A 13,219-nucleotide genomic window follows, 5' to 3' on the forward strand; every position below is an offset into this window, starting at 1 on the left:
CCGCGCCCGGCCCGTGCCGGCCCGGCTCGCGCCGACCCGGCCCCGGGCGGGGCCGGCACGGGCGGAGCGGCGTCGGGTGACGGTCGGGCTGGCGCGGGGTCAGCGGGTGCGGCGGCGGACCAGCAGCGCGATCCCGGCGAGCCCCGACGTGATGACCAGCACCACCGCGACGTTGAGCAGCAGCAGCCGCTGCAACTCGCCGAGCGCCTCGTCGATGTCCTTCGCCGGGTTGAGGGCGTCCTCCGGGATGACCCGCTCGCCGCCGCCGACGCCCCCGCTGACGGTGTCGAACTGCCGCTCCAGCGGCACGCCCGCCGTGCGGAGGGTCTCCGACATGCTGAGCCGGCCCAGGAACCAGCCCGCGACGGTCTTGCGGGCGTCCGGCTGCTTGGCCGGGCGGTAGACGCGCGGCCCGCCGACCGCCTTGGGGTAGAGGTCGTACGTCTGCTTCGGTACGTCACCGGCGAACACCACGACCGTGTACTTCGGACCGAGGTCGGCCGTCTTCGGGCCCTTGGGCTGCCCCGTGCGGCCGAGGAAGTTGACCTGGTCGATGATCGCCACCACGTGCGCCGGTTGGGCCTCGGCGCGCAGCCGCAGCGGCTCCGCCAACCCCTGCCCGGTGATCTCCACTCCGGCCGGTGGGGGCTTCGGTGCCGCCGTCGCCGTCCCGGCCGGACCGAGCGACAGGACCGCCGCCGCGAGCCCGCCCGCCAACACCGCGACCAACCGCCGCATCGTTCGGACCATCGCCGCCTCCTCGCCCCGTTCGATGGCTGGCTTGCTGCAGGTCACGCGTTGGTTGGCTGACGGGGGTGACCGAACCCGTGCAGGGTGCCACCCTCAAGACTGCGCAGAACGTCGATCGGTTGCAGCTCGTGGAACAGTAATTGGAACTATCTGTGATCCCGGCCCGACCAATGAACGGTAGCCGTTGATCAGCGGGCGGATCGTACCTTTACGGAGGGGTTCATGGGGGGCAGGTTCCCACGAGTGGCGCGCACCTGGCCAGTGGTGCTCGGCGTGGCGCTCGGTGTGTCGTTGTTGCTGCCAGCCGCGCCGGCGGCCGCCCACAACTCGCTGACCGGCAGCGATCCGCGCAACGGCGCCCGGGTGGCCGAGGCGCCGTCCCGGATCGAGCTGCGTTTCCTGGCGAAGGTGGATCCGAATACGACGAAGATCACAGTCACCGGTCCGGACAACGTGGCCGCGCTGGGCGGCGCGCCGACCTTCTCCGGCTCGCGGGTGAGCGTGCCGTTCAAGCCGGGCCGGGCGGGGCTCTACATCGTCGACTACCGGGTGGCGTCCAGCGACGGGCACCCGGTCTCCGGCGAGGTGCGGTTCACCCTGACCACCGGCACCCCCGCCGAGTCGCCGACCGGTGCGGGCACCGCAGGCCAGACCGCCCCGGCGTCGGCCGTACCGCCCTCGGCCGATGCCGCGCCGACCTCGCCCGGCGCCGCGCCGAGCTCGGCCGTGCCCGATCCGGCGGGCGCGGGCTCGCCGGGATCCGCGGTACCGGCGGCGAAGGAGAGCGACGACGCGGCCGGGCGCGGCTGGCTGTGGGCCCTCGGCGGCGTGCTTCTCCTCGCCGCCCTCGCGGCCGGCCTGCTGCTGCGCCGCCGCTCCGCCCGTCGCTGAGCGGCGCCCGCCCCGACGCCGGACGGCTCGACGCATCGACGCCCGGACCGGACGGTCCGGGCGCCGAGGGGTACGTCGCGCTGGCGCGGTGTGGCCCGCGCGGCGGCTCAGACCAGGCGGACCCGGGCGGCGCGCAGCCGGCTCAGGACGCGCTCGCGGCCGAGCACCTCCAGCGACTCGAACAGCGGCAGCCCGACGGTGCGGCCGGTGACCGCGACGCGCACCGGGGCCTGGGCCTTGCCGAGCTTGAGCCCGCGCTCGGCGCCGACCGCCTCCAGCGTCGACTTCAGCGTCTCCGCGTCCCACGACTCCAGCGCCTCGAACGCCGCCGTGGCGGCGTCCAGCAGCTCCGCCGAGCCCTCCTTCATCGCCTTGGCCCAGGCGGCCTCGTCGATCAGCGGCGCGTCGAGGAAGAGGAAGTCGACGTTCGGCACGATCTCGCTGAGCAGCGCGATCCGGGTCTGCGCCAGCGGGGCGACGGCCGCGAAGGCGTCCGCGTCGAACTCCTCCGGCTGCCACGGCGGCGGGGCGATGGTGCCGGTGCCCGTCAGCCACGGCCGGCAGGCCTCGACGAACTCCTCGACCGAGAGCGCCCGGATGTACTCGCCGTTGAACGCCCGGAGCTTCTTCTCGTCGAAGAACGCCGGGGAGGGGTTGACCTCCTCCAGCCGGTACTCCTCCTCGATCACCGGCCACGGGACGATCTCCCGGTCGCCCGACGGCGCCCAGCCGAGCAGCATCAGGTAGTTGCGCATCGCCTCGGCCAGGTAGCCCTCGTCCCGGAACGCCTCCAGGGCCACCTTGTCCCGGCGCTTGGAGAGCTTTTGCCGCTTCTCGTTGACCACCACCGGCACGTGCGCCCAGATCGGCGGCTTGACCCCGAGGGCGTCCCAGAGGAGCTGCTGCTTGGGGGTGTTGGGCAGGTGCTCCTCCGCCCGGATCACGTGGGTGATCCCCATGGTCATGTCGTCGACCACGTTGGCGAGCAGGAAGACCGGCGAGCCGTCGCCCCGGGCGATGACGAAGTCCTCGATCAGCTTGTTCTCGAAGGTGGGCTCGCCGCGGATCAGGTCGACCACCACGGTCTCGCCCTCGTCCGGCGTGCGGAAGCGCAGGGCGCGCCCCTCGCCGGCCGTCAGGCCCCGGTCGCGGCAGAAGCCGTCGTAGCCCTGGTACTGCGAGCCGGTGCGGGCCTGCACGGTCTCGCGGGTGCAGTCGCAGTAGTACGCGCGGCCGGACTCGTGCAGCCGCGCGGCGGCGGCCCGGTGCTCGCCGGCGTACTGGGACTGGAAGTGGGGGCCCTCGTAGCTGCCGCGCTCGATGCCGATCCAGTCCAGCGCGGAGAGGATGCCCTCGGTCCACTCCGGCTTGTTGCGGGCCGCGTCGGTGTCCTCGATGCGGAGCACGAACACCCCGCCCTGCTGCTTGGCGTAGATCCAGTTCTGCAGCGCCGAGCGGGCGCCGCCGACGTGGAACATACCGGTCGGGGAGGGGGCGAAGCGTACACGTACCGTCACGTCCCCAGCCTACGGCGGCCCGCGACCGGATTCCGCCAGGGGTGCGGCTCAGGGCACCGAGCGGATCTTCAGCACCAGGACGCTGCCCAGCACGGTGACCGCCGCGGTGACCGCGTAGAGCACCGGATAGCCGCCGAGGTGCACCACGAGCGGGGCGGAGATCGCCGGCCCGAGCACCTGCGGGGCGGAGTTGGCGATGTTGATCACGCCCAGGTCCTTGGCCCGGTCGGCAGCGGCCGGCAGCACCTGGGTGATGAGCGCGGCGTCCACCGACAGGTAGACGCCGTAGCCGGCGCCGAGCAGCAGCGCGGCGACCACGGCCACCGGCCAGACCGGCGCGACGGCCAGCAGCAGCGCGGCGACCGCCATGATCCCGCCGGCGGTGATGACGAAGACCTTGCGCCGGCCGGAGCGGTCCGACAGCCGCCCGGCCACCACGGCGGTGGCCGCCAGGCCGGCCGTGTAGAGCAGGATCAGCACCAGCAGGCCGCCCTCGGGGTCGACGTGGCGCACCTCGTCGGTGAGGAAGTAGAGCAGGTAGAGCGTGCCGAGGGCGTTGCCGAGCTGCACCAGGAACCGGGTGATCCAGGCCCAGCCGAAGTCGGGGTGGCGGCGCGGCGAGATCCACATCGACGCGAGCAGGGCGCGCCACCGCAGCGCCGGGCGGTGCGCCCGGGGCAGCGGGTCGTCGGCGGTGAGCAGCGCGAACGGCAGGGCCAGCAGCAGCACCGCCGCCGCCATCGCCACGTAGCCGGCGGCGGTGCCGCTCACCACGGCGGTGACCAGCACCACCCCGAGCACCAGCCCCAGCGCCTGGGGGATGCCGACCCAGCCGGAGACGCCGCCCCGCTGGGCGACCGGCACCCGGTCCGGCACGGCGGCGGTGAGGCTGGCCAGCATCGCGTTGAAGCAGACCTGCGCGGCTACCCAGCCGAGCGCGACCCCGGCGACGGTGCGTTGCTGCGCCAGCAGCACCAGGGCCGCCGCGCCGAGCAGCGCGCCGCCGGCGGTCCAGACGTGCCGCCGGCCGAACTCCCGCCCGGCCAGCCGCAGGCAGGTCCGGTCCGACAGCGCCCCGGCGAGGGGGTTGGCGAGCACCGCGGCGAGCGCGCCGAGGCCGGTGACCACGGCCAGCGCGGTCTCCTTGTCGGCCGGCGCGATCCGCCCCAGCTGCTGCGGCAGCAGCACCTGGATCGGCGTGAAGAACGCCATCCAGACCCCGAGGTTCGCCGCGAAGATCAGCGCGATCCAGCCCCGCCGCACCGGCACGGTCGGCTCGGCGAGCGCCGCCGGCAGCGACGCGGGCGTCGGATCGACGGTGGTCACGGCCGGGCGATCAGGTCACGGAACCAGGCGTACGAGGACTTGGGCGTACGCGCCCGGGTGTCGAAGTCGACGTGCACGAGGCCGAAGCGCTTGGTGAAGCCCTCCGCCCACTCCCAGTTGTCCAGCAGCGACCAGACGAAGTAGCCGGTCACGTCGACGCCCTCGGCCATCGCCGCGCGTACCGCGCGCAGGTGCCCGTCGAGGTAGGCGATGCGCTCCGGGTCGTGCACCCGGCCGTCGGCGTCGGGCGTGTCGTCGTACGCGCAGCCGCTCTCGGTGACCTGGATCGGCGGCAGGTCGTCGGCGTACGTGCGGTGCAGCCAGCCGAGCAGCTCGCGCAGCCCGTCGGGGGCGACCGGCCAGTCGAAGGCGGTGCGCGGGTATCCGTCGAGCGGCACGAACTCGAACGGCAGCGGCGAGCCCTCCTGCGGGGCGCGTACGCCGGTCGGGTTGTAGTAGTTGACGCCCAGCACGTCGATCGGCGCGGCGATCACGTCGAGGTCCCCGGCGCGCACCACGCCCGTGTCGAAGCCCAGCCCGTCGGGGTAGCCCCGGCCGAGCAGCGGGTCGGTGAAGAGGCGGTTGTGCAGCGCCTCGTACGCGGCGACGGCCGCCCGGTCGGCGTCGGTGTCCCCGGCCGGCCGCACGGGCGAGTAGTTGTTGGCGATGGCGATCGGGCTGGTGGTGCGTGCCCGCAGCGCGGCGACGGCGAGGCCGTGGGCGAGCAGTTGGTGGTGGGCCACCGGGAAGGCGTCGAAGAGCAGCGTCCGGCCGGGGGCGTGCTCGCCCGTGCCGTGGCCGAGGCTCATGTGGATGAACGGCTCGTTGAGGGTGATCCAGAGCTTCACCCGGTCGCCGAGGCGGGCGGCGGTCGCGTCGGCGTACTCGGCGAAGCGGTGGGCGGTGTCCCGGTTCAGCCAGCCGCCCGCGTCCTCGAGGGCCTGCGGCAGGTCCCAGTGGAAGAGCGTGGCGACCGGGTCGACGCCGTGGGCGAGCAGGTCGTCGACCAGCCGGTCGTAGAAGTCCAGGCCGCGCCCGTCGACCGGGCCGTCGCCGGTGGGCCGCACCCGGGGCCAGGCGATCGAGAAGCGGTACGCCGAGACGCCCAGCCCGGCCAGCAGCGCGACGTCCTCGGCGTGCCGGTGGTAGTGGTCGCAGGCCACGTCGCCGGTGCTGCCGTCGGCGATCCGCCCGGGGGTGTGGGCGAAGGTGTCCCAGATGGACGCTCCCCGCCCGTTCTGGTCGACGCCGCCCTCGATCTGGTAGGCGGAGGTGGACACTCCCCAGCGGAATCCGGCGGGGAACTCGGGCATCGCTGCGGTCGACATGCGCCCTCCCGGCGTACGTGAATCGTGTTCGCGACTCTAGAGCGCCGTCGATCGATGCGCCATAGGTCTTCCGGCGTCGCAGCGCAATGGATTTCGGCGTGTCTTTTCCAAACCCGTCCCAGTACGTCCGAATTTGCGCATAGAGTGCCGATATCGTGGGATGTCCTCACTGGAGGAAAGACGGAAATGATCCTCGTGGAACGCAGTGCGCACGTGATGGCGCCAGTGGAAGCGGTCTGGGACGTCGTGCAGCGGGCCGAGCAGTTGCCGGCCTGGCTGGCGGGGGTCCGTGCGGCCGAGGTGCTCTCGGGAGAGGGCTTCGGACGACGACAACTCGTCCAGGCCGGACGTGGCGCCGCGCATGAGGCCGAGGTGATCGCCTATCAGGCGCCGACCCTGATCGGCTGGCGCGAACGCGCCAAGGGCGCCGGTGCCCGGGCGGAGGCGCGCACCGAGATCTACGTCCAGCTCACCGCGGACGAGGAGGAGGGCGGGACGATCGTGCGACTCATCGTCGTGCGCTGGCCGGCCGGTCCGGTCAAGGCCGCCCTGCTCCGCCTCGGCCTGCGCAGGGTCGGCGCCGACCTGGAGGACTCGCTCGCCCGGCTGACCGATCTGGCCGCCGTCGGCTGAGCCGGGCACGTCCTGGCGTCACCCGCGACGGCGGTGGCCCGGTGTCCCCGCCAGGGACTCCGGACCACCGCCGCCTCGCTCGTCGGACGACGAAGGGCCCGGCGCGGGTGCGCCGGGCCCTTCGTCACGTACGTCCTAGCTGTCGCCGCCGGTCTCGCCGACCGGGGCCGCGTTCACGTCCTCGATGGCGTACTTCTTGGCCGCCTCGGCCGGCACGCTCGCCGGCACCGTGCCGCGCAGGGCGAGCTGCCGCAGCGTCGCCACCACCACCGACTCGGCGTCGACGTGGAAGTGCCGGCGCAGGGCGTGCCGGGTGTCGGACATGCCGAACCCGTCCGTGCCGAGCGAGGTGTAGTCGCCGGGCACCCAGCGGGCGATCAGGTCCGGCACCGCGCGCATCCAGTCGCTGACCGCGACCTTCGGGCCGTCGGCGTCGGCCAGCTTCTGCTGGATGTACGGCACCCGCTGCTCCGCGCCCGGGTTGAGGAGGTTGTGCTCCTCGCACTGCACCGCGTCCCGGCGCAGCTCCGTCCAGGAGGTCACCGACCAGACGTCGGCGGCCACGCCCCAGTCCTGGGCCAGCAGCTGCTGCGCCTTGAGCGCCCACTGCATGCCGGTGCCCGAGGCGAGCACGTTGGCCTTCGGCGCGTCGTCGCCCACCGACGGGGCGGGGGAGTAGCGGTAGATGCCCTTGAGCAGCCCCTCGACGTCCACCCCCTCCGGCTCCGCCGGCTGGAGGATCGGCTCGTTGTAGATCGTCAGGTAGTAGAAGACGTTCTCCTGCGCCTCGCCGTACATCCGGTGCAGGCCGTTCTCCACGATGTGCGCGATCTCGAACGCGAACGCCGGGTCGTACGCGACCACCGCCGGGTTGGTCGCGGCGATCAGGTGCGAGTGGCCGTCCTCGTGCTGGAGCCCCTCGCCGTTGAGCGTGGTCCGGCCGGCGGTGGCGCCGAGCAGGAAGCCCCGGGCCATCTGGTCGGCGGCGGCCCACAGCCCGTCGGCGGTGCGCTGGAACCCGAACATCGAGTAGAAGATGTACATCGGGATCATCGGCTCGTCGTGGGTGGCGTACGCCGAGCCCGCCGCCGTGAACGAGGCGACCGAGCCGGCCTCGTTGATCCCCTCGTGCAGGATCTGCCCGCCGATGGACTCCTTGTACGACAGGAACAGCTCCCGGTCGACCGAGGTGTAGCGCTGGCCGTGCGGCGAGTAGATCTTCTGCGTCGGGAAGAGCGAGTCCATGCCGAAGGTGCGGGCCTCGTCCGGGATGATCGGCACCCAGCGCTTGCCGAACTCCTTGTCCTTCATCACGTCCTTGAGCAGACGGACGAAGGCCATCGTGGTGGCCACCTTCTGCTTGCCCGAGCCGCGCTTGACGTCGGCGAAGCGCTCCGGGCCGGGGATGGCGAGCCGCTTCTGGCCGGAGCGCCGCGACGGCAGGTAGCCGCCGAGCTGCTGGCGCCGTTCCTTGAGGTAGGCGATCTCGTCGGACTTCTCGCCCGGCGTGTAGTACGGCGGCAGGTAGGGGTTGTCCTCCAGCGCCTTGTCCGGGATGTCCAGGTAGAGCCGGTCGCGGAAGGTCTTCAGGTCCTCCAGCGTCAGCTTCTTCATCTGGTGGGTGGCGTTGCGGCCCTCGAAGTGCGAGCCCAGCGTCCAGCCCTTGATCGTCTTGGCCAGGATGACGGTCGGCTGGCCGGTGTGCTCCATCGCCGCCTTGTAGGCCGCGTAGAGCTTGCGGTAGTCGTGCCCGCCCCGCTTGAGGTTCCAGATCTCGTCGTCGCTGAGGTCCTCGACCATCTTGCGGGTCCGCTGGTCGCGGCCGAAGAAGTGCTCCCGGACGTACGCCCCGGACTCCGCCTTGTAGGTCTGGTAGTCACCGTCGGGCGTGGTGTTCATCAGGTTGACCAGCGCGCCGTCGGTGTCCGCGGCGAGCAGCGGGTCCCACTCGCGGCCCCAGACCACCTTGATGACGTTCCAGCCGGCGCCCCGGAAGAACGCCTCCAGCTCCTGCATGACCTTGCCGTTGCCGCGCACCGGCCCGTCGAGCCGCTGGAGGTTGCAGTTGATCACGAAGGTGAGGTTGTCCAGCTCCTCGCGGGCGGCCACGCCGATCGCGCCGAGCGTCTCCGGCTCGTCCATCTCGCCGTCGCCCAGGTACGCCCACACGTGCTGGTCCGAGGTGTCCTTGATGCCCCGGTGGTGCAGGTAGCGGTTGAACCGCGCCTGGTAGATCGCGTTCAGCCCGCCCAGGCCCATCGAGACCGTGGGGAACTCCCAGAAGTCCGGCATGAGCCGGGGGTGCGGGTACGACGGCAGGCCGCCGCCCGGGTGCGACAGCTCCTGGCGGAACCCGTCGAGCTGGTGCTCGGTCAGCCGCCCCTCCAGGAACGCCCGCGCGTACATGCCGGGCGAGGCGTGGCCCTGGTAGAAGATGTGGTCGCCGCCGCCCGGGTGGTCCTTGCCCCGGAAGAAGTGGTTGAAGCCCACCTCGTAGAGCGAGGCCGAGCTGGCGAAGGTGGAAATGTGCCCGCCGACGCCGATCTCGGGGCGCTGCGCCCGGTGCACCAGCATGGCCGCGTTCCACCGGACGTACGCCCGGATCCGCCGTTCCACGTGCTCGTCGCCCGGGAACCACGGTTCGCGCTCCGGCGGGATGGTGTTGATGTAGTCGGTGGTGGTCAGCGACGGCACCCCGACCTGGCGCTCGCGGGCCCGCTCCAGCAGGCGCAGCATGACGTAGCGGGCGCGCTTTGTCCCGCGCTCGTCGATGACACCGTCGAGCGACTCGACCCATTCGCTGGTCTCTTCAGGGTCGATGTCCGGAAGCTGGCTCGGCAGACCAGCGGTGATCACCGGGCGCTTGCGTTCCGTAGCCACAGGCGTTCCCTCGGTTCTGTGTGGGATAGGTCTCTAGCGCCATCCTGCCCCCTGGTGGCACCCGCCGTCACGCCCACCGCCCGGAGACGCGACGCGCGACACAGGTACCCGCCGGTAACTTTGCGCAACCGGTGCTGCGTCCCGTCCCGGGCGGGCGGGGCAGCCCGCCCCTTGCCCGGCCTCCCTACCCTGCGCGGCATGGACAGAGGGCTGGCCCGCGTCGGCGCGGTCATGGTGGTGGTCGGAGCGGCCGGGGTGATCGGCGGCGGGATCGCAATGCGCGAGGGACACCGCGCCCTCCTCGCGATCGTCCTGGTCGGGGGTCTGCTGGCGGTGCTCGGCCTGGCGGTGCTGCGTGGCGCCCGGCGTGGCCCGCGTCGCCGCCGCCCGACGGGCGGGCGGCACGCGGGGGTCGGCTTCACACCGGTCGGGCCCGCCGGGGACGCCGGGGTCGGCTACGACAGCCGCGACCACGGCTCCGACGCCGGCGCGGGCTCCGGCTGGTGGGGCGGTGGGGATTCCGGCGGCGGCTGGTCGGGTGGCGGGGACTCCGGCGGCGGTTACTGACCTGCTGGGGCAGAATGCGTCGTATGCGCAGTGAGGTGATCACCGTCCAGACCGGGGCCCGGCCGACCGTCCGGGACATCACGGCGGAGGCCGAGCGGTTCGTCTCCGGGCAGGGCGACGGTCTGCTGCACGTCTTCGTGCCGCACGCCACCGCCGGGCTGGCGATCATCGAGACCGGTTCGGGCTCCGACGACGACCTGCTCGCCGCGCTCGACGACCTGCTGCCCACCGACGACCGCTGGCGGCACCGGCACGGCTCGCCCGGCCACGGGCGCGACCACGTGCTGCCGGCGTTCGTCCCCCCGTACGCGACGCTGCCGGTCGTCGACGGCCAGCTGGCGCTGGGCACCTGGCAGTCGGTCTGCCTGGTCGACCCCAACGGCGACAACCCCACCCGGACCGTCCGCTTCTCGTTCCTCCCCGGCTGACCGCCCGTTCCCGGCCACCCGGTCAGACCGCGACGTCGCGCCGGGCGAAGGTGACCGCGCCGACGGCGCCCAGCGCCACGGTGGCACCGGCGAGCAGCAGCGCCCCGACCGGCTGCACGCCGTCGACCAGCGGCGAGCCGCCCAGGTACCAGTGGAACGGGGACAGCTCCCGCGCCCAGGTCAGCCCCTCCACCCGGGGCAGGACCGAGTTCGCCAGGTAGGCGAGCACGGCGACCGCGGCGCCGGTGCCGAGGGCCGCGGCCCGCCGCCCGGTCGCCGCGCCGACGGCGAAGGCGAGCGCGGCGAAGGCCAGCCCGAACAGGGCCAGGTGCAGGGTCATCGCCGCGAAGCCGCCGACGGTGATGCCGTCGAACCGCGCCGGGCCGCTCAGCGCGACCATCGCCAGGCCGAGCAGGACGGTCACCACCACGATGCCGACCGCCACCGCCGCGAAGCGGAGCAGGACGAGCCGGGTCCGGCCGACCGGATGGGCGAGCACCAGGTCGAGCGTGCCGGCCTCCTCGTCGCCGGCCACCGCGCGGGCGCCCGCGGCGATGGCGAACACGGCGACCAGCAGCGGGACCAGCAGGCCGTACACGGCGCTGCCGAGGTAGCCGGCGGCGCTGGTGAGGTCGCTGTAGTTGAACGCCTCCAGCAGCCCCTCCGGGTACGCCTCCAACGCCTTCGTCATCTCCGGCGTCTGCATCGTCGGCCAGAACGAGGCGTACATCGCCCCGACGGCGACGATCGCCACGGTCCAGCCGAGCAGTGAGCGGCGCGCGTCGTGCAGGGCCTTGGTGAACGGGTCACGCAGCAGCACGGGCGGACTCCTCCCGGGAGTAGTAACCGAAGAACAGCTCCTCCAGGTCGGGCTCCTCGGAGAGCAGCCCGACCACGGTGTGCCCGGCGACCGCCTTGACCAGCGCGTCGGCCCGCCCGTCGAGGCGGCAGCGCAGGGTCGTTCCCGTGACCGTCACCTCGCTCACGCCGGGCAGCGCGGCGAACTGCGCCGCGACGACCGGCTCGGCGAAGGTGACCTCCACCCGGCGTACGGCCCGCTCGCGCAGCTCCTCGACCCGCGCCACGGTGACCAGCCGGCCCTCGCGGATGATGCCCACCCGGTCGGCGGTCTGCTGCACCTCGCTCATGACGTGCGAGGACATGAACACCGTCCGGCCGTCGGCACGTGCCTCCCGCACCATCGACAGGAACTCCTGCTGGAGGAACGGGTCCAGCCCGCTGGTCGGCTCGTCGAGGATCAGCAGCTCCGGTTCGTGCATGAACGCCTGCACCACGCCGACCTTCTGCCGGTTGCCCTTGCTGAGCCCCCTGATCCGCCGGCCGAGGTCCAGGTCGAGCCGGGCGGCCAGCTCGTCGATCCGGGCCCCGGGCACCCCGCCGCGCAGGTTGCCCAGGTAGGTGAGCAGCTCCCGGGCGCTCTGCCGGCCGTCCACGACGAAGTCGCCGGCCAGGTAGCCGATGCGGCGGCGCAGGGCGACCCCGTCGCGGCGGGGGTCCGCGCCGAGGACGCTGACCCGGCCGCTGGTCGGGCGGATCAGGTCGAGCAGCAGCCGGATCGTGGTGGACTTGCCGGCTCCGTTGGGGCCGAGGAACCCGTACACCTCGCCGCGCTCGACCCGCAGGTCCAGCCCGGTCAGGCCACGGTTGCGCCCGTAGGTCTTGACCAGCTTCCCGGTCTCGATGGCGGGGTCAGCCATCCCTGCCTCCCCTCTTCGCGTACTCGGACTCGAAGCGTTCGACGAGCTTCGGCACCTCGCGTTCGACGAACGCGTAGAAGTCGCGCATCACCCGCAGCCGTTCGCTGCCGGGCGCGTCCTCCCCGCCGACGACGGTCAGACCCTGCTCCATCAGCTGGCGGAACACCCGGAACTTGGCGGCGTCGGCGGCGATCCGGATGATCGCGTCCGGCCTGACCTCGTAGGCGTGCCCCCGATGGCCCGGCACCGGCACCCGCCGGGCCAGACCGCTGGTCTCGAGCATCCGCATGCCGGTGCTGACCGAACCCTTGGAGAGCCCGAGTCCCTCGGCGAGCTGGGCGCTGGTCTGCCACGGCGGGTCGCAGACGAGCAGCCAGCCGAGCAGCTTGCCGTACGCCGGTGGCAGGCCGAGCCCGCTCAGCACGACGGCGGCCTCCTCGGCGTAGTGGCGCTGGGCGGACACTTCCGTCATTGGCTCCCCGTTTCAAATGTTCAATACGTTCTGAACAGAAGATACGCGCGAGGGCGGCGCCGAGGCAAGGGGTGCAGGTGACCGCCGTCTCCGGCGGCGGCGGTCAGGCGGCGGCGAGCTGGTTGATGCGGATGCGGGTGGTCAGGGCGTCGAGCAGGCCGCGCAGCAGCGCCCGCGTGGTCTCGTCCGTGACGGTGCCGTCCGGGGCGATCTTCTCGTGCGCGTTGGTCACGATGATCTCCGGCTTGCTGAGCACCGTGGAGTCGGTCCACAGGAACAGCTGCCGGAGCTGGAGCTGGGCCCGTACGGTGCCCATTCCGGTCGGCGCCGCGCCCATGATGGCCACCGGCTTGTGCGCCAGTGGCGACACCCAGGAGGTGACCGGGAAGCTCGGCCGGGACGCCCAGTCGAGCGCGTTCTTCAGCACCCCGGGCACCCCGTAGTTGTACTCCGGGGTGGCGATGAGCAGCGCGTCCGCCGCCGCCACCCGCCGGCGCAGGTCGACCACGGGCGCCGGCGGCGTGGCCTCGACGTCCTCGTCGAAGGGCGGGATGGCGCCCAGTCCCTCGTACCGCTCGATGGTCAGCCGCTCCGGGGCGAGGCGCTGCGCGGCCCGGATCAGCGCGGTGTTGTACGACGCGTGGCGCAGGCTGCCGGAGATGGCGAGGACCGAGAAGTCGGACATGGCGGGGTGCCTCCGTTCGGCGCT

13 protein-coding genes are annotated in these 13,219 nt (G+C 72.8%); 4 read left to right on the top strand and 9 right to left on the bottom strand.

Translation table 11 applies throughout. The features are described 5' to 3' along the window. Positions 1-99: 99 nt before the first annotated feature. Positions 100-750 carry a hypothetical protein gene (locus tag DER29_RS26225; RefSeq protein ID WP_121400343.1) on the bottom strand — a complete coding sequence of 217 codons (651 nt, stop codon included), beginning with the start codon at positions 748-750 and terminating at the stop codon, positions 100-102. Between the two features lie 222 nt (positions 751-972). On the opposite strand from DER29_RS26225, the gene DER29_RS26230 reads away from it, so the two are divergent. After that, on the top strand, positions 973-1,641 hold the full coding sequence (locus DER29_RS26230) for a copper resistance CopC family protein (protein WP_121400344.1): 669 nt from the start codon (positions 973-975) through the stop codon (positions 1,639-1,641). A 107-nt stretch (positions 1,642-1,748) separates the two neighbouring features. Here the strand turns inward: DER29_RS26230 and gltX are convergent, their stop codons facing one another. From gltX to DER29_RS26245, 3 genes are read right to left on the bottom strand one after another with little or no spacing between them, the layout of a single operon-like run. Further along, a complete protein-coding gene (gene gltX / locus DER29_RS26235) occupies positions 1,749-3,158 on the bottom strand; it encodes a glutamate--tRNA ligase (protein WP_121400345.1) in 1,410 nt (469 codons plus the stop codon). Between the two features lie 48 nt (positions 3,159-3,206). After that, positions 3,207-4,484 (bottom strand): MFS transporter, encoded by a 1,278-nt coding sequence (locus tag DER29_RS26240; protein WP_121400346.1) that lies wholly within the window; start codon positions 4,482-4,484, stop codon positions 3,207-3,209. After that, on the bottom strand, positions 4,481-5,812 hold the full coding sequence (locus tag DER29_RS26245) for a GH1 family beta-glucosidase (RefSeq protein WP_233600167.1): 1,332 nt from the start codon (positions 5,810-5,812) through the stop codon (positions 4,481-4,483). Before DER29_RS26245 ends, DER29_RS26240 begins: the two co-directional genes overlap by 4 nt. Positions 5,813-5,998: 186 nt before the next feature. Between DER29_RS26245 and DER29_RS26250 the strand changes: the two genes are divergently transcribed. Beyond that, a complete protein-coding gene (locus DER29_RS26250) occupies positions 5,999-6,445 on the top strand; it encodes an SRPBCC family protein (protein ID WP_121400347.1) in 447 nt (148 codons plus the stop codon). 135 nt (positions 6,446-6,580) lie between these two features. Here DER29_RS26250 and aceE read toward each other — a convergent pair whose 3' ends face one another. Further along, a complete protein-coding gene (gene aceE, locus DER29_RS26255; protein WP_121400348.1) occupies positions 6,581-9,325 on the bottom strand; it encodes a pyruvate dehydrogenase (acetyl-transferring), homodimeric type in 2,745 nt (914 codons plus the stop codon). Positions 9,326-9,523: 198 nt separating this feature from the next. Here aceE and DER29_RS26260 point away from each other — a divergent pair, with 198 nt between their 5' ends. After that, positions 9,524-9,892 carry a hypothetical protein gene (locus DER29_RS26260; RefSeq protein WP_148710107.1) on the top strand — a complete coding sequence of 123 codons (369 nt, stop codon included), beginning with the start codon at positions 9,524-9,526 and terminating at the stop codon, positions 9,890-9,892. A gap of 23 nt (positions 9,893-9,915) precedes the next feature. Continuing rightward, positions 9,916-10,320: a YjbQ family protein gene (locus DER29_RS26265; RefSeq protein ID WP_121400350.1), complete on the top strand. Its 405-nt coding sequence runs from the start codon at positions 9,916-9,918 to the stop codon at positions 10,318-10,320. Positions 10,321-10,342: 22 nt separating this feature from the next. Here the strand turns inward: DER29_RS26265 and DER29_RS26270 are convergent, their stop codons facing one another. The 4 genes from DER29_RS26270 to DER29_RS26285 all read right to left on the bottom strand — a co-directional run bounded on the left by DER29_RS26270 (position 10,343) and on the right by DER29_RS26285 (position 13,195). After that, positions 10,343-11,140: an ABC transporter permease subunit gene (locus DER29_RS26270; RefSeq protein ID WP_233600168.1), complete on the bottom strand. Its 798-nt coding sequence runs from the start codon at positions 11,138-11,140 to the stop codon at positions 10,343-10,345. Then, on the bottom strand, positions 11,127-12,038 hold the full coding sequence (locus DER29_RS26275) for an ABC transporter ATP-binding protein (RefSeq protein WP_121400351.1): 912 nt from the start codon (positions 12,036-12,038) through the stop codon (positions 11,127-11,129). The genes DER29_RS26270 and DER29_RS26275 overlap by 14 nt, the downstream gene beginning before the upstream one ends. Further along, positions 12,031-12,510: a GbsR/MarR family transcriptional regulator gene (locus tag DER29_RS26280; RefSeq protein ID WP_121400352.1), complete on the bottom strand. Its 480-nt coding sequence runs from the start codon at positions 12,508-12,510 to the stop codon at positions 12,031-12,033. Before DER29_RS26280 ends, DER29_RS26275 begins: the two co-directional genes overlap by 8 nt. Before the next feature lie 103 nt (positions 12,511-12,613). Further along, a complete protein-coding gene (locus DER29_RS26285) occupies positions 12,614-13,195 on the bottom strand; it encodes an NADPH-dependent FMN reductase (protein ID WP_121400353.1) in 582 nt (193 codons plus the stop codon). Positions 13,196-13,219: the final 24 nt, after the last annotated feature.

Source organism: Micromonospora sp. M71_S20 (genome assembly GCF_003664255.1).
Classification (GTDB): domain Bacteria; phylum Actinomycetota; class Actinomycetes; order Mycobacteriales; family Micromonosporaceae; genus Micromonospora.